General features: G+C 52.7%; 18 protein-coding genes. 16 read left to right on the top strand and 2 right to left on the bottom strand.

Going from position 1 to position 22,486, the window contains the following annotated elements; all coding sequences use genetic code 11:
* Position 1 precedes the first annotated feature (1 nt).
* The 4 genes from CWM66_RS17295 (at position 2) to pstS (ending at position 4,577) form a co-directional block, all read left to right on the top strand.
* The gene (locus tag CWM66_RS17295; protein WP_007370168.1) at positions 2–772 is read left to right on the top strand and encodes a (S)-acetoin forming diacetyl reductase; all 771 of its coding nucleotides are present in this window, start codon (positions 2–4) and stop codon (positions 770–772) included.
* A gap of 217 nt (positions 773–989) precedes the next feature.
* Entirely contained in the window at positions 990–1,157 is a 168-nt protein-coding gene (locus CWM66_RS29110) for a hypothetical protein (protein ID WP_007370169.1), read from the top strand.
* A 405-nt stretch (positions 1,158–1,562) separates the two neighbouring features.
* Positions 1,563–3,116, top strand: coding sequence for an MFS transporter (locus CWM66_RS17290; RefSeq protein ID WP_107146997.1), 1,554 nt, complete (start codon positions 1,563–1,565; stop codon positions 3,114–3,116).
* Positions 3,117–3,539: 423 nt separating this feature from the next.
* A complete protein-coding gene (pstS, locus tag CWM66_RS17285) occupies positions 3,540–4,577 on the top strand; it encodes a phosphate ABC transporter substrate-binding protein PstS (protein WP_035889631.1) in 1,038 nt (345 codons plus the stop codon).
* A 66-nt stretch (positions 4,578–4,643) separates the two neighbouring features.
* Here the strand turns inward: pstS and CWM66_RS17280 are convergent, their stop codons facing one another.
* Positions 4,644–6,665: a carbohydrate-binding protein gene (locus CWM66_RS17280; RefSeq protein WP_107146996.1), complete on the bottom strand. Its 2,022-nt coding sequence runs from the start codon at positions 6,663–6,665 to the stop codon at positions 4,644–4,646.
* Positions 6,666–7,319: 654 nt separating this feature from the next.
* Between CWM66_RS17280 and CWM66_RS17275 the strand changes: the two genes are divergently transcribed.
* On the top strand, positions 7,320–8,906 hold the full coding sequence (locus CWM66_RS17275; protein ID WP_107146995.1) for a methyl-accepting chemotaxis protein: 1,587 nt from the start codon (positions 7,320–7,322) through the stop codon (positions 8,904–8,906).
* A gap of 495 nt (positions 8,907–9,401) precedes the next feature.
* Here CWM66_RS17275 and CWM66_RS17270 read toward each other — a convergent pair whose 3' ends face one another.
* A complete protein-coding gene (locus CWM66_RS17270) occupies positions 9,402–10,160 on the bottom strand; it encodes an SDR family NAD(P)-dependent oxidoreductase (RefSeq protein WP_107146994.1) in 759 nt (252 codons plus the stop codon).
* A gap of 101 nt (positions 10,161–10,261) precedes the next feature.
* Between CWM66_RS17270 and CWM66_RS17265 the strand changes: the two genes are divergently transcribed.
* The 11 genes from CWM66_RS17265 to CWM66_RS17210 all read left to right on the top strand — a co-directional run bounded on the left by CWM66_RS17265 (position 10,262) and on the right by CWM66_RS17210 (position 22,320).
* A complete protein-coding gene (locus CWM66_RS17265) occupies positions 10,262–11,185 on the top strand; it encodes a LysR family transcriptional regulator (protein WP_107146993.1) in 924 nt (307 codons plus the stop codon).
* A gap of 348 nt (positions 11,186–11,533) precedes the next feature.
* Positions 11,534–12,448: a ParA family protein gene (locus CWM66_RS17260; RefSeq protein ID WP_107146992.1), complete on the top strand. Its 915-nt coding sequence runs from the start codon at positions 11,534–11,536 to the stop codon at positions 12,446–12,448.
* A gap of 249 nt (positions 12,449–12,697) precedes the next feature.
* The gene (dnaB-PI, locus tag CWM66_RS17250) at positions 12,698–14,062 is read left to right on the top strand and encodes an SPI-7-type island replicative DNA helicase (protein ID WP_107146990.1); all 1,365 of its coding nucleotides are present in this window, start codon (positions 12,698–12,700) and stop codon (positions 14,060–14,062) included.
* Positions 14,059–15,765, top strand: a complete 1,707-nt coding sequence (locus tag CWM66_RS17245) for a ParB family protein (RefSeq protein ID WP_107146989.1) — start codon at positions 14,059–14,061, stop codon at positions 15,763–15,765. The genes dnaB-PI and CWM66_RS17245 overlap by 4 nt, the downstream gene beginning before the upstream one ends.
* Entirely contained in the window at positions 15,758–16,015 is a 258-nt protein-coding gene (locus tag CWM66_RS17240) for a TraR/DksA C4-type zinc finger protein (protein ID WP_107146988.1), read from the top strand. The genes CWM66_RS17245 and CWM66_RS17240 overlap by 8 nt, the downstream gene beginning before the upstream one ends.
* Entirely contained in the window at positions 16,005–16,748 is a 744-nt protein-coding gene (locus CWM66_RS17235) for a DUF2786 domain-containing protein (RefSeq protein ID WP_107146987.1), read from the top strand. The genes CWM66_RS17240 and CWM66_RS17235 overlap by 11 nt, the downstream gene beginning before the upstream one ends.
* An 84-nt stretch (positions 16,749–16,832) precedes the next feature.
* Positions 16,833–17,432: a DUF2857 domain-containing protein gene (locus CWM66_RS17230; protein WP_007372575.1), complete on the top strand. Its 600-nt coding sequence runs from the start codon at positions 16,833–16,835 to the stop codon at positions 17,430–17,432.
* Positions 17,432–17,662: a hypothetical protein gene (locus tag CWM66_RS17225; protein ID WP_107146986.1), complete on the top strand. Its 231-nt coding sequence runs from the start codon at positions 17,432–17,434 to the stop codon at positions 17,660–17,662. Before CWM66_RS17230 ends, CWM66_RS17225 begins: the two co-directional genes overlap by 1 nt.
* A gap of 78 nt (positions 17,663–17,740) precedes the next feature.
* Positions 17,741–18,979: an STY4528 family pathogenicity island replication protein gene (locus CWM66_RS17220; RefSeq protein WP_107146985.1), complete on the top strand. Its 1,239-nt coding sequence runs from the start codon at positions 17,741–17,743 to the stop codon at positions 18,977–18,979.
* Positions 18,980–19,570: 591 nt separating this feature from the next.
* Complete coding sequence (locus tag CWM66_RS17215; protein ID WP_107146984.1) at positions 19,571–20,290, top strand: PFL_4669 family integrating conjugative element protein; 720 nt, start codon at positions 19,571–19,573, stop codon at positions 20,288–20,290.
* A gap of 17 nt (positions 20,291–20,307) precedes the next feature.
* Positions 20,308–22,320 (top strand): DNA topoisomerase III, encoded by a 2,013-nt coding sequence (locus CWM66_RS17210; RefSeq protein ID WP_107146983.1) that lies wholly within the window; start codon positions 20,308–20,310, stop codon positions 22,318–22,320.
* Positions 22,321–22,486: the final 166 nt, after the last annotated feature.

The following is a 22,486-nucleotide window of genomic DNA, read 5'->3' as shown; positions in this document are numbered from 1 at the left end:
GATGAAAAAAGTCGCATTCGTGACCGGCGCCGGTCAGGGAATTGGTAAAGCCATTGCGCTGCGTCTGGCGAAAGATGGTTTTGCCGTCGCCGTTGCCGACTATAACGCCGCCACCGCCAAAGCCGTGGCCGACGAGATCAATAGCCATCAGGGCAGCGCGATTGCTGTAACAGTAGATGTTTCCGATCGCGAACAGGTTTTTGCCGCGGTGGAAGAGGCCAGAAGCAAGCTAAAAGGCTTTGATGTCATCGTCAATAACGCAGGCGTTGCGCCTTCAACCCCCATTGAATCGATCACCCCGGAAGTGGTGGATAAGGTTTATAACATCAATGTTAAAGGTGTGATTTGGGGGATTCAGGCTGCGGTCAGCGCTTTTAAAGCGGAAAAACACGGTGGCAAAATCATCAATGCCTGCTCGCAGGCGGGGCATGTCGGCAACCCGGAACTGGCGGTCTACAGTTCGAGCAAATTCGCCGTGCGCGGTTTAACCCAGACCGCCGCGCGCGATCTGGCGCCGCTGGGCATTACGGTTAACGGTTACTGTCCGGGGATTGTGAAAACCCCGATGTGGGCCGAAATCGATCGCCAGGTCTCTGATGCCGCGGGCAAACCGCTCGGTTACGGCACCGAACAGTTCGCCAAACGCATCACGCTTGGGCGCTTGTCAGAACCCGAAGATGTGGCAGCTTGCGTCTCATATCTTGCAGGGCCGGATTCAGACTATATGACCGGTCAGTCCCTGCTGATTGATGGTGGTATGGTATTTAACTAATACGTTTGATGGCTCGGACACAGCCTTGCCTCTGCGATCGTGCAGGGGCTTTTTTATATCCCGCAATGAAGGTCATTCTCATCAACAAACACTGTTAGCGACAATGATCTGCTGTGGTATATGCGATTTTCGGCAATCCAGCGCAAAAATTCTCGTTTTGGTTATGGAAGCGTTTGCGCTTAACTGAAAAGGTCAACCTTAGCCGGAGAACTCGCGGATGAAGAAAATATTGCAACAGTGGCTTGAGCGCCTTGCTCCCGTGCTGCCTGTACACGTGGAGGAAGGGGAATATGATTCTGGTCGCCATGTGGCGCTGATGATCCCATTCGGCCTGCTCTACGGCCTTGATTATCATCCATCTGTATGGATTTACGATGAAAAATGAGCGCTTCCATCTGGTGATGCGCTACAGCTACTGGAATGAACTGTGCGTACCGGATTAGAACCCGCCCTAAAACAGGCGGGTTTTTTATTTTCTTACCCCACCAAAATCCATTTTGAAATTGCGTTTCACCTCTCATTTCCGTCTTTTTAAGGGATTTTTTTCTGTACCCTTCGCCCCCGGTCACAATTCAGACACCTTATCTTGTATGGTAGTAGACATAAAAACCGTAAGGGAGATACCGTGAAAGCCGTGATGTATTTGCCTTAACGATCCCGGCTTTACGCTGGACATGGTTGAATGAAGATTCGCTTATGGAGTTTTGATGTCCATGAAAAATAAACAACAAACTCATTGGGTTAACGGTTTCCCGCTGGCGGGTAAGCTGCATAAACGCGGAGAGACGCTATGATCCGCAAAAACCGGAAAGTCACTATTCCCGTCAGTATCGGCTATGGCATGACGGATATTATGGGCGGCGGCGCATTTACCGTTATTGGTGCATGGTTACTCTTTTTCTATACCACCTTTGTTGGCCTGTCACCGATTGAAGCGGCTTCGATTGTGGCGATTGCCCGTATTGTTGATGCTATCGTCAGCTTATTTATGGGGCGCTTCACCGACCACTTTTACAAAAACTATTTCGGCAAGAAATTTGGCCGCCGCCGGTTTTTCTTGCTAATCGGCGCACCATTAATGCTGGTTTATATTTTGTTATGGCTCGACGGGATGAATTTTCTCTTTTATCTCGCCGTGTACCTGGCATTTGAAGTGATCGCGGCAATGGTGCTTATTCCCTGGGAAACGCTGCCCTCGGAAATGACCAAAGATTTTAATGAACGCACTAAACTTTCCACCTGTCGTATGTTTCTTTCCGCTGCTGGTACATTCCTCGCCACGTTTATTCCCGGCGTGTTGATTGGCTGGCTGGGGGAGAAAAATGCCGATGCCTATCTGATTAACGGTATCGTTTTTGCCGTGCTGTTTATGCTCTGTGTGTTTATTTCCTGGCGAGTCACCTGGGAACGTGAATTAACGCCGGAAATGCTGGCGGAGATGGAAAAAGGCTACCAGCCGACCAGCGCGAGCCAGAAATTGCAGGCGTTTTTCACCCTGTTTAAAGATTACGCTTCAACGCTTAAAGTGCGGGCTTTTCGTAAACATCTGGCTATCTATCTGTTCTCATTTACGGCAAAAGATGTCTATAACACAGTGTTTGTTTTCTTCTGTGTCTACTGCCTGCACGTCTCCTCTTCACTGGCGGGAACCCTGTTGTCGATGAGTATCGTCGGGCTGCCGGTAACGCTGGCGGCGGGTGTGGCGATGATTAAATATGGCCCATCGCGGCTTTATGTTTTCGCCTACAGCGTAATGATCCTGTGTCTGGGCGGTTTCTTCCTGGTGTACCAGTTCCCGACGGAGAACAAGGTGCTATTGCTGGTGATTCTTGCCGGGGTGTATCAGGTTGGCCGCTGTGTGCTGGAGTTCACGCCGTGGAACGTTTTCCCGTTCATTCCGGATATTGACGAAATGATTTCCGGCCAGCGCCGGGAAGGGCTGTTTGCCGCCGTAATGACCTTCTCACGCAAAACCACCGTCGCGATTGCCACCTTTATTGTCGGTCTGTTACTGCAAAGCGGTGGTTTCGTTAAAGGCAGCCAGGTACAGCCGCAGGAAGCGGTGACCACCATTGTGCTGCTGCTGTTTGTCGGCACCGTTGGGTTATTGCTGGTGGCATTGTGGCAGGCGCTGACATTCCATTTGAACAAGCGCACGCATAAGATTTTCGTTGATGAACTCGATCGTCTGAAGGCGAACGGTCTGAAACAGAATGTTGCGCCGCAAGCGCGGGCGGTGGTGGAAGATCTGACCGGTTATACCTATGAAAAACTGTGGTGTAAAGATTCTGCGGGCCAGTCTGAACCGGTCACGCTAAATAACGCGATAGCACTGCGGAAATAACAAGTGTAAGTAAAGACCCGCCCGGAAAATAACAGGATGGAAAGTCTTCCGGGCGGCGATAAATATCGTCAGCGCCGTCAGTCGCGAATTGTAACGATACGGTCATGTGTAGAAAAATACGCTTACACTCTTTTGGGGCTTTTGTCATATAGCTGCGATTTTTTCACTATCTAATAATCCCCGGCTACTGCAACTTCGCCCAATCTATGATTGCCGGGTTGCACATTTTAACCCTTAGGTTAATTTCATTTTTATTTTGCTTTTCATTCACTCCTCCGGGTAATTGCCCGGAGGTTTTTTTCTGCTGATTGATACCGCTCTATTTTTTGTCATGACACAAAATTGTCATATAAGCGCTCTATCCTTCCCTCCGTCCGCAAAATTATTCAAAAATCTATCAACTTTTTCGTTTTTGGAGAGATTATGGCAACGTTTAATGCATCTGTTCGCCTGATGGCCGCAGCACTTGCGCTTTCTACGACTACCGTTTTCGCAGCAACCAATGTCACTGGCGCAGGCGGTACCTTCCCGGCCCCGGTATACGCAAAGTGGGCCGCTGAATATCAGAAACAAGTGGGTTCTCAGGTCAACTACCAGGGAATTGGTTCGTCTGGTGGTATCAAACAGATCATTGCAAAAACCGTTGATTTTGGCGCATCCGACGCCCCGATGAGCGATGAAGATTTGGCAAAAAATGGCCTGTTCCAGTTTCCGACTGTGATTGGCGGTGTGGTGCTGGCAGTGAACATCCCGGGCGTGAAATCCGGCGAGCTGACTCTGGATGGTAAAACGCTGGGTGATATCTACCTGGGCACCATCAAAAAATGGAACGATCCGGAAATCACTAAGCTGAACCCAAAAGTAAAACTGCCGGACACCAATATCAACGTTGTGCGTCGTGCAGATGGCTCCGGCACGTCATTCGTCTTCACCAGCTACCTGTCTAAAGTGAACGCAGACTGGGCAAGCAAAATTGGTAAAGGTTCAACCGTTAACTGGCCAGTCGGTCTCGGTGGTAAAGGCAACGATGGCGTAGCCGCTTTCGTACAGCGTCTGCCTGGTTCCATTGGTTACGTGGAATACGCCTATGCCAAACAGAACAACCTGACCTGGACCAAACTGTTTGATGCCGACGGTAAAGTGGTTGAACCGTCGCAGCAGAGCTTCAGTAACAGCGCCAAAGGGGCTGACTGGAGCAAATCTTTCGCCCAGGATCTGACCTTCCAGAAAGGCAAAGACGCGTGGCCGATCTCCTCCACGACCTTTATCCTGGTCTACAAAAAACAGGATGACGCAGCGAAAGGCGCAGAAGTGCTGAAATTCTTCGACTGGTCTTACAAAAACGGTAACGCGATTGCGAGCAGCCTCGATTATGCGCCGCTGCCGGAGTCTGTAACCAGCCAGGTTCGTGCCGCCTGGAAAGCGAATGTCAAAGACGCTTCGGGTAAAGCGCTGTTCTAATTTTTTATCACCACGGAAAAAGCCCGATACTTGCGTACCGGGCTTTTTTATTGTCAATGCTCGCTATTAACGAGCGCTTTCAAGCTTCCAGAGTGCCGGAACGCTGACCGGATCCCAGCCGACAATAGCGCTATGCGCTTGCAGGCAGGAATAGGTTTTGCCGTTGAACGACACGCGATCGCCGACTTTATATACGGCGCCCTCTGCCCATGGCGTAACATCACCCGGCGCTGGCGTTTCTTCCGCATCATCCGCTAACGTTTTCACATTCAGCGAAGCGCTGAGGTCGGACACTAAACCGTTGCTGAACTCTGCTGCGACCTGGTAAACGTATGCAGTGCCTGGCTTCAGATTGCTGTCGGTAAACGACTCTGACTGCGGGCTTTCGAGCAGCTCGCCATTACGGTATACCTGATAGCGAGCGACATCACCGGCCACTTTTTTCCAGCTTAAGGTCACAGTGGTGGTGGTGATATTGCTGGCCTGAACGTTCTGCGGAATGCCCGGTTTTTCGGACGGGGTTTCATCCCCTTCCTGGCTGATCGAGCACTGGCCATTCTCCTGCTGCATGAAAAGATGCACCGGTGCCGTGCCGTCCAGGCTGCTGAGCTGATCCTGGATCAGCGTTGCACAATCCATACCTGCGCCATTTTCAAATGCGGCCTGCTGCACCTGGCTACCCGGCATCAGCGCGATTTTAGCATTCGGCTCCAGCCAGTCGTGCGAGACGATCGTACCCACATTATCCGCCACGGAGAGGAACAGACGTTGGTCGTCACTGTTAGTCAGCGTAGAAACCAGCGACTCGTCAATAGGGCTCTTCTCTGCAAACTGGGTGACCGGCAGTTCCACCATCAGCGCTTCCAGAACTTTGGCAAAATCGTGAGACCAGGAAATCTCGCCGTTTTTCGCCAGTTCATCGAAGCGGGCCATCGCGGCAGGCTTGGCTTTCGCCATCTCCGCATTGCTGTAGAAACCATAGCGGGCCAGCAGGTCAAAGTAGTTGCTGACATCAAGGCGCGTCAGTTGCGTTTCATAGCGGGTTTCTTCTTTCAGGCTTGCTTCGTTAAGCATTTGAGTGACATATGGGATCTGGCGAATATAGCGAGTCCCGAAATCATTCAACTGAACGAAACAGGCCGGATCGCTTTCCAGATGGTCTGTCAGAGCCATACAATGCTGGAAACTTTGCTCGCTTTTCAGCAGCAATTCTTTAACGGAATAGGGGCCACGGTTGTACATGTAGCTCATTACCATCGCTAATGTATCTTTATCCTTACTGTCCTGAATAAAATCCTGAATACGCACTGTCGTATCGGTCTTATTTTTATCCCACGGCAGAGAACCGGTGTTAATCCCAATCACCGAACCGTTATAAAAGCCGCTGGTTACGGCTGAACCAATAATATTGCGTGCCGGGCCGGAGAAGGAGTCGAGGATTTTTTTCGGTTGCATCATACCAAAAATACGCGGGAAACCGCCGCCGCCAGTTCCCTGTAATTCACTCCAGGCGCTGCCCGGATATTCAATTTGTAGGACGCCGTCATCTCCTTCTTCCGATGGAGCAGGAAGATCGCGGCCTAATGAACTTTCCTGAAGCCCTTTAGAGACAAAGTAGTTCGGTCCCATATTACGCGCGAAATAGTTACCAAAGCTCTCGCCCACGCCGAAAGGACGCTGCAAATCAAAGGTACCGTTCTCTTTGTCCAGCCCGAACTGCATCTGGATCATGGTGCTGACATAGGCCTGCGCGAAGGCCATTGCCCACAGTTTGTGTTCAACCATGGTGGCACCGGAGCTATCACCCAGCAGATCCAGTTTCACCACGCCGGAACGATCTTTTTTCCAGTTAAGATCATGATGTTCGCAGTTATCCAGATCAATTTCATAACGGCCTTCACTGTCTTGCTTAATATTGCAGTGATACGGCAGTGATAATTTATCTGCCAGATGTAGATCATAATCAATCTGGCCAGAGGAATCTTTGGGTAATAACTGGCGATACATATCAAGAGAGATATTTTCGGTAGCCAATGCATTATTGGCACTGAATAGCGCCACGGCCAGTGCGATAATTTTAATTTTCATGAATAACCCTTTCCTTGCGTTAAATAATGATGGGAGTTTACTGGCAAGGAAAACGAGAAAGTATGAGTGGAAGGCGCTATGAATATCAGTAATTTCTTCAGAGTGATAAGAAATATAATTATCGACAGGGAACTATTCTTTTGTAGTCAGGTAACGAGCTTAACGATTGTCTGTCTGTCGTGGGAAAGACCGGTTCGCGGCACGGCATGAAAAGTAGCGGCGTACTATAGGGCCAGGAAGTGACCCCGGTGAAAAGTTTAATTCTGTTTTTTCTGAGTTTTGTTGCCTGCGGCTGAATGGCGTCTTTTTTTAACCAAAAAATAAATAATGAGCACAATTGCTGCACCGGTAATCATTCCTAACGTATGCATTTTTCCTCCTGATTGATTAATGTTGCTAATGGTCGAAAGCCATCGCGTTTGTAAACACTGTGGAAGTAAACTTGTTATTCCGACATACCACAAGTTCAATTGCAGCCAGTATTAATTTTTAAGCTTTTTCATGCCGCGGCTCAGGGGGTAATAGTCAATAAGAGGAGCGTAATGGCAGACTCGCAAAATTTACAGAAAGAGGTTAAACAATTCAGCGGCCTTGCCGATGATGGTGTTACCGATAACACGAGGGTTTACGGAACACGCAGGTAAGGATGTATTAATGAAAAACATTTCTGTCAGGGTGGCGCTGTCAGGCGCAATATCGATATTTGTATTGATTATTGTGGCTATCTCATCCGTGGGTTTTTTCGCATTTACCCGTTCAACAAACACGACTGAATTTATTCACAATTCTGACAGTCGGGTGATCCTGATTAATGATATCTACAAAGACTCAGCCCGTACGCGTGCTGGTTTTGCGCTGGTCTATGCAAGCTTGTTAAAAGAGGGAAAAACCGAGGCATGGGTATTTAAAAATATTCAGACCACCCACGAAAGGATGCTGGTCAACCTGCGAAGATTTGAAACTCTGCCGGTGATGGATAGCCGGGATGAAGAGATAAAAAACGAGTTGGTTACCTCGGCTGGCGCGCTGAATACACTCCTTGATAAGGCTGAGCAATTACTTAAGGCTGGGGACGTACAAGGTTACTACGATGTTAACGTGCAGCAAATTGATAAAGCTGGCGGGCGTTTCTCAGCCGCACTGGAAAAATATCAAAAAAGCACCAATGAAATTGTTAATAATTTGGTAGATGAGCAACAAAAACAATACCGTCAGTTATTATGGGTTATGTTTGTGGGATTGTTGCTCGCTCTTTTAATTAGTGTTGCTGTTTTGTATGTTCTTCGTAATGTAATATTACGGCCTCTAAATTATGCTATTGAACATCTTGATACTGTCGCCAAAGGCGATTTAACAACAAATATTCAGATGGCCGGTAATAATGAAATCGGCAAACTTCTCAACGCTATTCGCGGTATGCAGGAGAGTCTGCGTAATTTAGTGGCGCAGGTTCGAAACGGGGTGGATGAAATACATGTGGGTTCCCGGGAGATTGCTGCAGGGAATTTGGATCTTTCATCCCGCACGGAAGAACAGGCATCCTCGCTTGAAGAAACGGCGGCATCAATGGAACAGCTTGCCTCCATCGTGAAGCAGAATGCTGACAACGCGTACCAGGCGAATTTGCTGGCCCTTAAGGCGTCAGAAATTGCCGAATCGGGCGGAAAAGCGGTATCGGAAGTGGTTCAGACCATGGATGAAATTGCGACAAGCTCCAGCAAAATCGCTGACATTGTCTCCATGATTGACAGCATCTCTTTCCAGACGAACATTCTGGCGCTCAATGCCGCCGTTGAAGCCGCCAGGGCCGGAGAGCAAGGGAAAGGTTTCGCGGTCGTCGCCAGTGAAGTGCGTACGCTGGCTCAGCGTTCCGCTTCAGCCGCTAAAGAGATCAAAGATTTGATCCAAAACTCAACGGACAGGGTGAATGCGGGAACTGAGCAAGTCGGGCGGGCAGGGGCTGCCATGCTCGAAATTGTGACATCCGTTAAACATGTTACTGATACCGTTGCGGAAATATCCCACGCTTCGCGCGAACAAGCCTCCGGGATAGATCAGGTTAATCTTGCCGTTTCGCAGATGGATAGTGTCACTCAGCAGAACGCCTCGCTGGTTGAACAAGCCGCTGCCGCAGCCAATTCACTGGAGCTGCAAGCCAGCGCGCTGGCGGAGGCGATATCCACTTTTCGTGTCAATCATGATACGACCAGCCGTTCCAGCGGCAGATTAACTGTGGCTTAGACTCCCTCATAACTTTCCCGTTTCTCGGTTATCTGTTCCGGCATGGGTTGTTTGTCATCACCCGTGCCGTAGGAGAATTACCGTCGTGTGGCAAAAAACTTAACGGTAACTGGGATATGTGGTTTGGTGCGACGTAATAAAAAGCTGGTATACCTGAGCAAGGTGCCATAGCTGCAGGCCAGGCAGCAGGAGGCAAATCCTGGCGCTGGTACCATCGGGGGCATGGTTTCTGTATCTATGATTTTTTTGAGCAATGTCCGTACCACATGGCCTGCGCAAAGTACTGTTTACCTTCCGAAAACGTCATCTGAAGTACAGTATCCGGAATGCCAGAATCACCTGATTCGGATGGTGCAGGATATTCCCCTGACAGAGAATGAGCGGCTGTAGTAGATGACGGGATGGAAGCCGAGGAAGGTCAGGAGAAATCACAGTGATTGCCAGCGACCATGTCATAAAAATGATTTTCATCACATGGTCCTGAACGAAAAGTGGTTACCTCATTCCACCGATAGTGAAACCGCCATCCACCATAATTTCCTGCCCTGTAACATAACTGGCATCATCAGAAAGTAACCATGCCACTGTCCCTGAGATGTCTTCAGGAACACCATTGCGTTGTAATAATGAACGTGAAGCCAGCGCGTTAACCGTTTCTTCGGGTAGTGCTGATGCTGCCATCGGGGTGAGAATAACTCCGGGGCTGACAGCATTGACTCTTATACCTCGGGGGCCACATTCCACGGCCAGTGTACGCATTATTGCAAGCAATGCTGCTTTCGTTGCTGCATAAATCCCGGCGCCGGGCATCACACTTCCGGTGGTCCAGGAAGCATTGATCAGAATTGCGCCTTTCTTTATCAGGGGCAGACAGTGGCGGATCGTCAGAAATGTTCCATTGAGATTGGTTTCCAGTGGCTCACTGAAGTCCGCGATATCTGCTTCAGCCAGCGGTTTAAAAGCCCCGAGATACCCTGCATTCGCAAACAGGGCATCAACTTGCCCGCAAACAGAAGCAACAGCGGTAAAGGTCTTTTCCACCTGGCTTTGGCTTCTGATATCACAGGGGAAAACATAAGAAAGGCCATCTGCTCGTTTTATTTCATCACGTACTTCTTCGAGCATCCCTGCCTGCCGGCCAAGGAGCATAACCTTTGCGCCTTCTGATGCCAGCCTTATTGCTGCTGTCCGTCCCATCCCACTACCGGCACCGGTAACCACAACGGCTCTGTCCACGAAACGCAATCTGTTCATAAATTCTCCGGGTGTCATTAAGTTCAACCGGGATAGTAATAAAATAGTTTTTTAAGGATAATCAGCCTATAAATTTAATGACTTTAAAGTAAAGGTATCGAATGGATCTTTTCCGGGCGATGACGGTTTTTGCTGAAGTGGCCAGATCCGGATCGATGAGTGCTGCCTCAAGAAAGCTGCTCATTACTCCGGCGATGGTGGGTCAGTATATAGCGGCACTGGAGGATCGGTTGGGAATGCGATTGCTGAACCGGACAACGCGGAAGCAAAAGCTGACCGATTTTGGCCTCAGTTATCTGGAGCAGTGCCATGACATTCTGGAAAGGGTGGCGGCCTCCGAAACGCAGGCTGAAGGATTGCAGCACTCCTTTGCCGGGAAACTGAGGCTAACCGCTCCCATATCTTTTGGTACCGAATGTCTCATACCCGCGCTGCAGCGTTACAGGAAAATGGCACCGGATGTTGAGATTGACATTACTCTGACCGATCGGGTTATCGATTTGGTTGATGAAGGGATCGACATTGCTTTCAGAATTGGGGAGCTGAATGACAGCAGTATGATTGGCAGACCATTGATGCCATACCGGATGGCAGTCTGTGCATCACCGGAATATCTGCAAGCATATGGCACACCGGCACATCCTTCTGAGCTTTTCGAGCATCAGTTGCTTTCTCTCTCGACGTCGTCCCGTTCGCCATGGAGGCTGAGCAGAGGTGAGGAAAAAATTGAAATCCCGGTAAACAGTAAACTGACGATTAACAATGGACAGGCGCTGAGGGTAGCGGCCCGGTCAGGTCTTGGGATTGTTATGCAGCCAGAAATACTTCTGTCGGAGGACATGATTTCAGGGAGACTGGTACGCCTGTTTCAGGAATGGCATATAAGAGAAAGACAGGTATGGCTGTTATATCTCAGGGATAAAAGAATGACACCCAAGATTCGCGCCTTTATTAATTTCTCACTTGAGGCGTTTTCTGCCGGTAAAGTTGAGGCAAATCCACATAATCAGCCCCTGACGCCATAAGCAGTCTGACCGTAGCCAGAAAAGCAAAAACCGCCTTTTGAGCGGGTTCTTTGAAGAAGTGGTGCCCGGACCCGGACTAACGCCGTCAGGCGTTGAACAGCGCGCTTGTCGCGCTGGCCCCGAAGGGGTGAGCCGCTTGCGGCGAATAATCGAACGGAGTTCGATGGAGAGTCCGGAAGCAGAAAAGCAAAAACCCAGCCATAGGCTGGGTTCTTTAAATAGTGGTGCCCGGACTCGGAATCGAACCAAGGACACGGGGATTTTCAATCCCCGTGTTCGGATGTTAAATTTCGATAGTGAATGTTAAATGTTTGTTTATCTCACCTGAATAAATTTCAGGTGTTATAAATGCATTTAAAATCAGAAGCATACGAAAGCGTTGGGTTAAATCCTAAGATTTTGCCTGTTGTCTCCACCAAAGGTGGCGAGGGGAAATCAACCCAGACCGCTAATCTCGGCGGTTTTCTCGCCGATGCAGGCATAAAAACCCTCATCATTGACGGCGACCATGCCCAGCCCACTGCCAGCAGCATCTATCCCTTAGAGTACGAAGCACCCTGTGGCCTTTACGAGCTGCTGATGCAGTCCGTTGACCTCTCCCGGGCCGAAAACATCATTTCCCGCACCGAGATCGATAATCTTGACGTCATCGTCTCCAACGACCCCCGAAACCTTTTACCTACCTACATGCTTAATGTTGCTGACGGACGCGTGCGTCTTCGCAATGCACTGTCAAATCCGGTGTTCAGCCAGTATGACGTCATCCTGATAGATTCTCAGGGTTCACGCTCAGTGATGTCGGAGCTGATTATTCTGGCCGCGACCGGTGAAATGATTGGAATGGTCAAGCCAGTGCTGCCTGACGTGCGTGAGTTCATGCGCGGGACGGTTGCTTTAATGGAGGAACTGCTCCCGTACATGGCTTTTGGTATTAGTCTCCCGCACATACGAATGCTTGTGAACTGCATGGATTATACGCTTCTTGCCAGGACAACTGTTGAGCAGGCCGAAAGCATCATCATGAGCGGTGATTACAGCCTGCATGCGGATAAAATTGTCATCGATATGCTCCAGACCCGCATTTATGACCTTGATGTTTACAAGCAGGGGCACGCATCCGGATTACCTGTTCACCGCCTTGAGAAGAAAACATCCCGCAAGAGTGATTCCGCATTTGACTCGATGCATAAACTCGCCTGCGAACTGTTCCCGGAGTGGAAACACAGGTTCGATGTGCTTGCCGGGGAAGGGGACATGAAATGACTTTTACCCGAATCGTTACCAGTAAAGTCAGAAAAATCAATGCCGGATGGCAGTTGTTCGTCAGAATTCATAGAGATTCCTTAGACAAAGTTGATATGAATGTGCTGTCCGCACTTTCTGGCCGGGGTCGCCAAACTTACCGGTCTGAAATCGTGCAGGCAGTCTCAGGGAGTTTACTCCCGGCAACTGTTCGTCCGGCGCCATTTTACACAGCTTTAAACGACTCCTTATCGCAAACGGGGGGCGCTTATGTCTGAACAAAAACAAGTGATTAGCGGTCTCTTTTCAAGGGATGCTGAGCAGTCGGTTCTTGGTGGTCTGATGCTGGATAACGAATGCTGGGACGAAGTTGCGTTGCTCGTCAGTACCGATGATTTCTACTACCACGTTCACCGCACGATATTTCGTGAAATGACCCGTCTTATCAGCAGAGGCAAGCCAATTGACCTGATTACTCTGGCAGAGAGCATTGAGAGTCAGGGGACTAATGTCCTGGAGCAGCAGGGTGGTTTTGCGTACCTCGCCGAACTGTCCAAAAACACCCCCAGTGCTGCGAATATTCGTGCCTACTGCGAGATTGTGGCGAAGTACAGCCAGGCCCGGCAACTTGCCCGTATTGGTGCGGATATTACCGAAAACGTGCAAAAGCCCGGTGCTGATATCCCCGCGGTAATGGAAGAGGCCGAACAAAAAATCACTCGCCTGGCAGAGCGTGCAGAACCGGAACAGGCACACACGCTTATTGACGGTATGGACAGGTTGCTGACCGAACTTGAACGTCGGTGCAACACGCCGGATGGTATTACCGGTGCAGCGACCGGGTTTAATGAGTTTGATGACCTGACCAGTGGGTTGCAGGCTGGTGATCTGGTGTTGGTCGCCGCCCGACCATCAATGGGGAAAACAGCATTTCTTATCAGTCTGCTGCTTAACCACATGATGAAAACGCCTGATTCCAGAGGACAATTCTACAGCCTGGAGCAACCGGAAGAGCAGATTCTTATGCGCATGGTGTCCTCGTTGAGCAGTCTGGAACTCCAGCGCCTGAAGAGCGGCCTGATGGATGATGAAGACTGGGCCCGGGTGTCTGAGGCATACAAGATTTGTACTGAGGATTTTAATGCGCGCCTGGTTATAGATGATACCAGTGGCCTGACTCCTCAGATGCTGCGTATTCGTACCCGCCGTAATGCGCGCCGTTATGGTGCGCCTTCAATTATTGGCCTCGATTACCTGCAGCTCATGCGCTCCCCTGAACAGGAAAACCGTACCCAGGAAATCGCTGAAATCTCCCGGTCTCTTAAGGCATTAGCGAAAGAAATGGCCTGCCCGATAGTGGCGCTTTCTCAGCTCAATCGATCGCTTGAGAGCCGACAGGATAAACGCCCCAATAACGGTGATTTACGTGATTCCGGTGCGCTGGAACAGGATGCTGACGTCATCGTCTTTATTTATCGCGATGAGGTCTATCACGAAAACACCGAGGATAAAGGGATTGCTGAAATCATTATCAGTAAACAGCGCCAGGGACCCACGGGGACGATCCGCCTGCAGTATGAAGGTCGTTTTACCCGTTTTTCTGACATCGCGGGCCGACCGGGGAGGAGCGCATGAGCAACGTCCGTAATCTTAATCTTGGCGCGGCCATGCTGCAGCGCGGCAAAACCCCGGCTCAGGGTGATGCGGTTCCCGCCGCAGTCCCCCTGCCAGTCAGCGAGATGGCAATGGTCCTCACCCTTGACCAACTGCGCCCAAATCCGGACAACCCCCGCAAGAGCCGTAACCCACATTTCGATGAAATCAAGGCTTCCATCAGGGCCTGTGGGTTGGTCCAGGTACCGAAAGTGACACGCGATCCGGACGGCGAAGACGTTTACATTTTCAGCGACGGGGGTAACACCCGGTATCAGATCCTCTGCGAACTGTGGCAGGAGACTGGTGATGAGCGTTTCTATCGCGTTCACACTATTTTTAAACCCTGGCCAGGACGGTTGAAATGTCTGGTCGGGCACCTGGCAGAAAACGAAGTCAGAGGAGACCTGAGTTACATAGATAAAGCATTCGGGATTCATAAAGCTAGAACTATTCAGGAAGAGCAAATGGGGAGATCGGTTTCACTTCGCGAGTTGTCTGATCTCCTGAATGCTGAAGGCTATCCTGTTCACGCATCCAGTATTAGTCGGATGGAAGATACTCTTAAATATCTTCATCCGTACATGCCTGATCTTCTGGAAAACGGTCTAAGTCGTGGACAGGTCCTTCCGATACTCAATCTGAGATCGCTTGCTGAGAAGGTATGGTCTAAATATGACATATCCGATAACTCTGCAGATGAATTCGAGCGTGTATTTGGTGAGGCGTGCCGCAATTTCAATGATCCTGATGGCTTCTCATTTGATCATCTGCGTGATGAACTGATAGGTCACCTTGTCAAAGCGCTGCCACATCCCAGCCTGAACTATGACCGCTGGATGATTGAACTGGACCCCCGCGAGCAGAAACGCCGTGAGCAGTTTGGTGAGCCGCCTCCGCTGCCCGTACTGACACCACCACCGGAAAGAGCGGCAGGTCGTGAACCCCCGGAGCCGCAGGTGACTGTCCTGCCTCCGGATACTGCATCTGAAACGCCGGTCACGGGACTTCGCAGCGGCACGCTGACCACGCCCGGACGCCCTGAGCCGGCACCGGAACTGCCCGCAGATGCTGAACTGCCTGTGAACGCACTGATGACCGCCGGCAGTGAACCACGTCGTGAAGTACAGAATGATCTGTTTGGCGGACGGCCGGTCATTTCCGGTGAAACGGCTGACCCTGACAGCATTTCTCTCCCTGATTTCAGCCCGGGCACACTGATGTCAGCATTTGGCGAGGAGAATGCGTCCCCGGCAGCGTCCGTCAGTTCGGTCGCCTTTGCCGCAACCGGACTTGAGCCCGTCAGTGATATCTGGCACATCCCGGCACTCCAGGATGATATTGAGCACCTGCAGGATATGGCTTACCGGCTTGTCTTCGAGATTGCTGAGGTGATGGGCTGCGCGGACAATGTGCGGGAGGATAAAAACCCTCAGTCAGCAGGCTTTGCCGTCTCCGAAACCGGCAGCGAATTTGTCCTCTTCCTGGCGGGCCTGTCCGGCTCGCTCCCCAACAGGCAGTTCAATATGTTTATGTTCTGCCTGAATTTCTTCGGTTCTCAGTCACCGGCTGACATGGCCGTATTCGACGATATCACGGTCGTGAAAACAATGCGCCTTATCCGCGTTATCCGCCGTCTGCGTGAGCTGCAGCGACTCGCTGCGAAAGGAGGGGAAAATGTCTGATGATCTGAATGATGAAATGGCCCAGGCCAGTACAGCTCTGTTCATCCAGCACGGCATCGATGCCATCCGGGCAACGGTAAACTCTGCAACACCGTCGAAAGCGTTCTGCGAATGCTGCGGTGCGGCTATTCCGGTTGCCCGTCAGCTTGCGGTTCCGGGCGTGGAGCTCTGTGCCGGTTGTCAGGAGGTAAAAGAGATGAAAAACCGTCACCGGGCTGACGGTGGCAGGGGGATGCGCCATGTCGGATAACGCAAAAATCACTGCCCGTATCCGGCGCCTGATGGCGCTGGGCACCCGCAACAGCAACCCGCATGAAGCCGCGCGTGCGGTGGCGCTGGCACAGCGGCTGATGCAGCGCCACGGGCTGACGCCGGACATGCTTTCCCTCAGTGATGTCAGTGAGTCAGTCTGTTTCAGCCTGACCAGTGATGCAGAAAAGGTGCCGGCCTGGCTGAGCTCGCTGGCAACCGTGGTCTGTATGGCCACGGGCTGCCGTTGCTGGTTTGGGTGGCATGTTCATGTCAGTCCACAGGGCGTGAGCAGCGTGCGCCGTTCACTGCACTTTTATGGATTCAGCGAACGACCGGAGGTGGCGCTCTACATCTATACCGTTCTCCAGCGGCAGCTGCGTGCCGCCACAGACGCACATATGTCCGGGTATCGCACGCGCCGCATTCTTCTGCGCACGCGCCGTCGCCGGGCAGACCAGTTCCGTGAGGGCTGGGTATCCGGCGTCTGGCAGGTGTTGCAGTCCTTTTCACCCTCCGGGGAAGAGAACGCCGTACTGCAGCGCTGGCTGGCCCGGCGTCATGCCGGCGAGCCGCTGGCAGATATGGCGGTCCGGTCTGCGGGTAAATGCCGGGGTGACAGAACGGCCCGGGTGGCCGGTTTTTTCGCAGGTCGCGATACCGACCTCCATCATGGTCTCAGTGGCGCACAGGCTTCCCGGCAGATAACAGCGGGAGGGCATGCACATGACTGACGTTCTTTTATGGAGTGCCTGCCTGTCGGGCTGGCTTTTTGATGTTCTGCTCATCGCTGACCGGGCGATATCAGGAGGTGGCCTGTGAGCCAGCATAATCTTTCTCAGGCCACCACGGCCATTCTGTCCTCACTGCTGATGGACGTCAAAAACGGCAATATCCGCCGCTGTGAGTCACTGGGTATGTCGGTCGAGGAAATCCGTGCGCTGAGTCATCTGAGCCTTGATGAACTGCATTACCTCAGCCAGTCACATGTTTCCGTTCTTGATGTCACCCTGAATCATGAAAACTTCTGGCTGATGCTGAATCAGGCCCGCAATGAGCAGAAGCGCTTCATGATGATTGACCGCGCACTGGAGCTCGGTGGTTCGATGGAGCTGATTGACCGGTATTTTGGTCTGTCTCCTTCGGAGGTGAGTGCCCGCCGCCGTCTGATGGGCATTGAATCCCGGCAGGGCCGAACCCAGGCCCTGACAGAGCCACAGGACGCCGCGCTCTGGGCCGAGTGGAAAGCGGCAGGGTTGTCATCACCGGACTCCCATCAGGCGCTGGAGGCGATGATGCTGGCGGCCGAGCAACTGGGTCTTTCACTGACGGCCGTATGGAGCCGGGTCTGCCAGTGGTGTCGGGAGGCGAATGCCGCAGGCCGCCGGGCTGAAATACCTGTTCGTAAGGAGGCGTGATGGAGATGGGTGATTTCTCCCCCCGGCAGCAGGTGTCACCGGCAGTACGCCGCCGCGCGCAGCAGCTGTTCTGCGCTGTCTGCGGTGGACAGAAGGTGTTCCGCCGGCTGACCATGAACGGCTACCTCAAGATAGACGTGGGGCCGTTCTGGCGCATCCTGAGCAAGGATGGCGGCCGGCAGTGGTGGCTGATGGACCATGAGACCTACAACCGTGAAATACGGCGGTAACGGACTGCTGCTGATGACCAGACAGTGCCGGGTTTATCCCGGCACTGTGCTGTCTCAGGCTGAAGAGGAGAGCATAAAATGACCATTCCCGCCGACAGCATCGTGGCACACACGCTCGCCAGAATGCAGCAGAATCTTGAGCGGCGCACCGATACCGGCGATGTCAGCCAGGAGCGCAGCGGGCTGCTGTTCATGGGCAACGTGCACGATGCGTTCCCGCGCAGGCTGTTTCTGGATACACGCCTTTCACCGCTGGATAAAACCGCCTGGGTGATGATAAGACTTTATGCCCAGCAGAACGAAGGCGCCATCTTCCCGACCTACGATGAGCTGCAGGTTCAGCTTGCCTCCGCGCATTCAGAGAAGGCATCGAGGGATACGGTCAGCCGCGTCCTGCTGATGCTGCGCCTGACCGGCTGGCTCAGCCTGTGTAAGCGGGTACGCGATGACCGCGGGCGTGTGCGGGGCAACATTTACGCGCAACATGACGAGCCGCTGGGTTACCGTGACGCCGAAACCTTCGATCCGGGCTGGCTTAAGCTGGTTGAAGAGAGCTGCCTTAGCCGTAATAAAGCGGTCCGCATGACCGCGCTTGCCGTGGTGAATGACATACTTCAGGACCCCGGAATGCGTCACCGTCACAGTCGCCTGGCCCTTATCGAAAGTCGCCTGAGCGCGCCGTCCACACCTGAAAAAATGGTTCGCCAGAGACCGGCAGTGAACCGGAGTCCGGAATCCGGACTCAGTCAAAAAAGCACCAAAAACGCCCCGGAATCACTGAGTCCGGAAAACGGACTCAGTACCCCGACAGCGGATAAAACACAGAGTCCGGAATCAGGACTCAGCCTGAAATCAACGAGTTACACCGGAGTCCGGAATCCGGACTGTAACGTACGTTCTTTCACACAGAGTGTGAATAAAAAAACGTACATACCGGGCGGGGAACATTTTCTGCCTGACGATTTTGTGAACGGACTGAACAGCGATGACCGGCAGATGCTGACCACACAGATGGCCTCACTGCCTGAGGCGGTGGCGAAGACGCTGGCTGACATGCTGCGTGAGCAACTGCGGCTTGGCAGGCTGAATAACCCGGTGGGCTGGCTGTTCACGATGCTGCGGCGTGCCCGGAGCGGTGAGCTGAACCTGCCGGAAGCCGCAGCACCTGCCCCTGCCGGTTCCGGCAGCAACAATCCCCGGACAACCGGTACACCTGCTGTACCGGCGGCGATCATCCCCGTGCAGCCTGCCAGACGGCCTTCCCGCGATGAGATTAGTGCGATGATTGCTGCCATTCGGAGCAAGATAACTGTTTGAAAATATATTGAAAATTTAGTTTCGGTATGGCAGCAATTGTACGTTGTGCAGTGTTGTAGAACAGAATTGGGGCTGAAAATTAAGCAGTGTTGCGGGGCGCAACAGCGGCTAAAAAATAAGCAGTGTTGCGGGGCGCAACAGTGACTAAAAAATAAGCAGTGTTGCGGGGCGCAACAGTGACTAAAAAATGAGCAGTGTTGCGGGGCGCAACAGTGGCCAAAAAATGAGCAGTGTTGCGGGGCGCAACAGTGGCTAAAAAGTGAGCAGTGTTGCGGGGTGCAACAGCGGCTAAAAAATAAGCAGTGTTGCGGGGTGCAACAGTGACTAAAAAATGAGCAGTGTTGCGGGGCGCAACAGTGGCTAAAAAGTGAGCAGTGTTGCGGGGCGCAACAGTGGCTAAAAAGTGAGCAGTGTTGCGGGGCGCAACAGTGACTAAAAAATAATCAGCGTTACGGGGCGCAATAGCGGATAACAATTGAAAACTGATAGATCATAATTTCATCCGGTTAATTATGAGTTTCACATTGTTAGTGCCACGGGATATTCACGACTATGCCTGTTCTTCTTAACTGAATACAGGTAATGACAACGATGGCAGAAAAGCAAAAACGGGCCGGGGCGCTCCAGTCTGAACTCCATATCGAATTGCATACAAACTACGCGATAGGTTTATGGGAGGGACGTAAACGGGAGAGTCGGGAGGATGGTAAAAAAGGAAAGCAGCCGATTATGGGCATGCCCCAGTTCCTTTACCGCGCTACGCTCATTAACAAAGACTCAATTCAGAACGATCCCTGGGCAGATATGGCTATGCTGGCTCTGGAGGAAAAAATTGAGTATGCCGGCAGGCAAATGAACTCTCTGATTGCGAGCCTGGACAAACAAATGAGCTTTATCCCGGCGGGTGTGACTATCAGCGATGCTCAGGCGACGGAACCTCTGGATCTGACCGTATTCAGCGGTACTCCGCTGGGGTATCGATGTGTATTCCTGCTGATGGGGTTCGATCAGTTTGCCAAAAAAGTCCTCCAGGCGGCGCATTATGGTGTCATTTCACGCACGCAGCGCTATGAACTGCTGGGTGATGGCAGCCGGCTTCTGCGTGAAATTTACGGATGTGTGCTGCGTTATCGTAAAACCGGCGCAACACGTCTGGATGCGGTGGAGAATAATGAAGTCTGGCAGAAAGCCTGTCAGGAGGCGGGTGAGCCCGATCGTGCCGTGCTGCTCGGAGAAAAACGTTCAGCATTTTCCCCTCCCGTTAATGAAGCGAGCGTGAACCTGCTGCGCCTGCGTTATCAGACAGTCTGAGTCGCCGGAGGCTGGTCATGCGGCTATATATCTGTGAAAAACCCTCGCAGGGACGCGATCTGGCCGGGGTTCTCGGTGCCACCCGGCGCGGTGACGGCTTTCTGACCGGCAGCGGTGTCACCGTCACCTGGGCAGTGGGGCACCTGCTGGAAACCGCACCGCCCGAGGCGTACGGTCAGCAATACGGTAAACCGTGGTCACTTTCGGCACTGCCGATCCTGCCTGCCCCCTGGCAGGTTGTGGTCAAAAAAGAGACGCAGGATCAGTTCAAAGTCATCGAGCGGTTGCTGCGACAGGTTGACGATGTGGTGATTGCCACTGATGCAGATCGGGAGGGCGAGGTCATTGCGCGTGAGCTGCTGGAATACTGCCGCTGGGAAGGTCCGGTGCAGCGGCTCTGGCTGTCTGCGCTGGATGAACTCAGTATCCGCGCGGCGCTTCAGGACCTGCGTCCCGGTCAGGCCACGCTCGGGATGTATCACGCCGGACTGGGTCGTGCCCGGGCCGACTGGCTGATAGGTATGAACCTCTCCCGTCTTTATACCCTGCGCGCAGCGGAAGCCGGTTTTGATGGCGTGGTCTCCGTGGGGCGTGTTCAGACGCCCACGCTGGCGCTGGTTGTCCGCCGGGACCGGGAAATCACAGCATTTGTGCCGAAGCCGTTCTGGCAGGTTAAAGCGCTTATTTCCGCCGGTGGCCTCACCTTTCCGGTGCAGTGGGTGCCGGCGAAGGTGTATACCGACGAGGAAAAGCGCTGTGTTCACCAGAACATCGCGCAGCAGGTGGCACAGCTCTGCCGGCAGGCAGGTCACGCCGTGGTGACCGAATGTGACACAAAGCGTGAAAAAGCCGCCGCGCCGCTGGCTTTTTCCCTCGGGTCCCTGCAGCAGGCGTGTGGCAGGCTGTGGGATATGTCCCCGCAGCAGGTGCTTGACACTGCCCAGAGCCTGTATGAAAAGCACAAGGCCACGACCTACCCCCGAACCGACTGCGGTTACCTGCCGGAATCGATGCGGGAGGAGATTTCCGGTGTGCTTGATGCCATCGGCCGTACCGACCCGGAATGTGCGCCGGTGCTGGCACGCCTCGACAGGGCATTTGTCTCGCGCATCTGGAACGACAAAAAAATCACGGCACACCACGGCATTATCCCCACCCGCAATGCGTTTCAGCTGTCCGCGCTGACGGAGACCGAGCGTAACGTCTATCTGCTTGTCCGCCGTAACTATCTGGCCCAGTTCCTCCCCCTGCATGAGTCCGATTTCACACGGCTGCAGTTCGACACTGGCGGGCAGCTGTTCCGTGCCACCGGGCGAACGGAGGTGATAAAGGGCTGGAAGGTTCTGTTTGAGAACGCGGGTGATAATGAAGTTGATGGCGGCGATGAAGCAGACGTTGCCCTGCCGCCGCTGGCGCAGAATGACCGCTGCGCGGTGACGGGGGCTGAGGTGGTGCAACTGATGACCCGTCCGCCGGCGCACTATACCTTTGCCACGCTGATTGGCGCCATGATGAACGCGGCAGCATTTGTCACCGACGTCGCGCTGCGCAAAGTGCTGAAAGACAACGCGGGACTGGGCACCGAAGCCACCCGCGCCGGTATTGTTGAGCAACTGCTGAACCGTCACTTTATCGTGCGTAAAGGCAGCAAAATCATGGCGACCGAACTTGGCTCCGATGTGATTGATGCCCTGCCGCCCCAGCTGACCGAACCGGGCATGACAGCGCTATGGGAACAGGCGCTGGATGAGGTTGCTGCCGGGCGTATGTCACTTGATGACTTCCTTCAGCGACAGGCTGGATGGACGCGCAACCTGGTCAGTCAGGGATCACAGCAGCAGGTCCGCATTCGTGTCCCCCCCACGCCTGCCTGCCCGCTCTGCGGCGGAAAAACCCGTCTGCGCAGGGGAGAAAAAGGGGAATTCTGGAGCTGTCAGCACTATCCGGAATGCAAAGGTGTCATTAACATCGGGGGCACCAGAAAGAAACGATCGCGCAGGGCTAAGTCTCCTGAATCAAAGAAGAATTAATCCGCTGTCCCCGATTGCGGGACGTTGTGGGCTCTGCTATTGTGACCCCGGCTCTGAAGCCGCACCCCGTGACTGCGGGTTTCGTCAGCATCTAATGCATGTGCTGCCGGAATACAGTCTGACCGGCCCTGTCCACACCTGAACAGGAGCCGGTAAGGCACAAAAA

The organism is Kosakonia sp. H7A (genome assembly GCF_003028445.1).
Lineage (GTDB): Bacteria > Pseudomonadota > Gammaproteobacteria > Enterobacterales > Enterobacteriaceae > Kosakonia > Kosakonia radicincitans.
Note: the sequence above shows the minus strand (reverse complement) of the source record. Positions and strands in the feature narration are given on the sequence as shown.

Excerpts from the sequence above, each read along its gene's own strand:
- CWM66_RS17270 (WP_107146994.1), bottom strand. The coding sequence starts at position 10,160 with ATGAACAGATTGCGTTTCGTGGACAGAGCCGTTGTGGTTACCGGTGCC.
- CWM66_RS17225 (WP_107146986.1), top strand. The coding sequence starts at position 17,432 with ATGGAGATGGGTGATTTCTCCCCCCGGCAGCAGGTGTCACCGGCAGTA.
- CWM66_RS17265 (WP_107146993.1), top strand. The coding sequence starts at position 10,262 with ATGGATCTTTTCCGGGCGATGACGGTTTTTGCTGAAGTGGCCAGATCC.
- CWM66_RS17215 (WP_107146984.1), top strand. The coding sequence starts at position 19,571 with ATGGCAGAAAAGCAAAAACGGGCCGGGGCGCTCCAGTCTGAACTCCAT.
- CWM66_RS17245 (WP_107146989.1), top strand. The coding sequence starts at position 14,059 with ATGAGCAACGTCCGTAATCTTAATCTTGGCGCGGCCATGCTGCAGCGC.
- CWM66_RS29110 (WP_007370169.1), top strand. The coding sequence starts at position 990 with ATGAAGAAAATATTGCAACAGTGGCTTGAGCGCCTTGCTCCCGTGCTG.
- CWM66_RS17220 (WP_107146985.1), top strand. The coding sequence starts at position 17,741 with ATGACCATTCCCGCCGACAGCATCGTGGCACACACGCTCGCCAGAATG.
- pstS (WP_035889631.1), top strand. The coding sequence starts at position 3,540 with ATGGCAACGTTTAATGCATCTGTTCGCCTGATGGCCGCAGCACTTGCG.
- CWM66_RS17210 (WP_107146983.1), top strand. The coding sequence starts at position 20,308 with ATGCGGCTATATATCTGTGAAAAACCCTCGCAGGGACGCGATCTGGCC.
- CWM66_RS17280 (WP_107146996.1), bottom strand. The coding sequence starts at position 6,665 with ATGAAAATTAAAATTATCGCACTGGCCGTGGCGCTATTCAGTGCCAAT.
- CWM66_RS17235 (WP_107146987.1), top strand. The coding sequence starts at position 16,005 with ATGTCGGATAACGCAAAAATCACTGCCCGTATCCGGCGCCTGATGGCG.
- CWM66_RS17290 (WP_107146997.1), top strand. The coding sequence starts at position 1,563 with ATGATCCGCAAAAACCGGAAAGTCACTATTCCCGTCAGTATCGGCTAT.
- dnaB-PI (WP_107146990.1), top strand. The coding sequence starts at position 12,698 with ATGTCTGAACAAAAACAAGTGATTAGCGGTCTCTTTTCAAGGGATGCT.
- CWM66_RS17240 (WP_107146988.1), top strand. The coding sequence starts at position 15,758 with ATGTCTGATGATCTGAATGATGAAATGGCCCAGGCCAGTACAGCTCTG.
- CWM66_RS17260 (WP_107146992.1), top strand. The coding sequence starts at position 11,534 with ATGCATTTAAAATCAGAAGCATACGAAAGCGTTGGGTTAAATCCTAAG.
- CWM66_RS17275 (WP_107146995.1), top strand. The coding sequence starts at position 7,320 with ATGAAAAACATTTCTGTCAGGGTGGCGCTGTCAGGCGCAATATCGATA.
- CWM66_RS17295 (WP_007370168.1), top strand. The coding sequence starts at position 2 with ATGAAAAAAGTCGCATTCGTGACCGGCGCCGGTCAGGGAATTGGTAAA.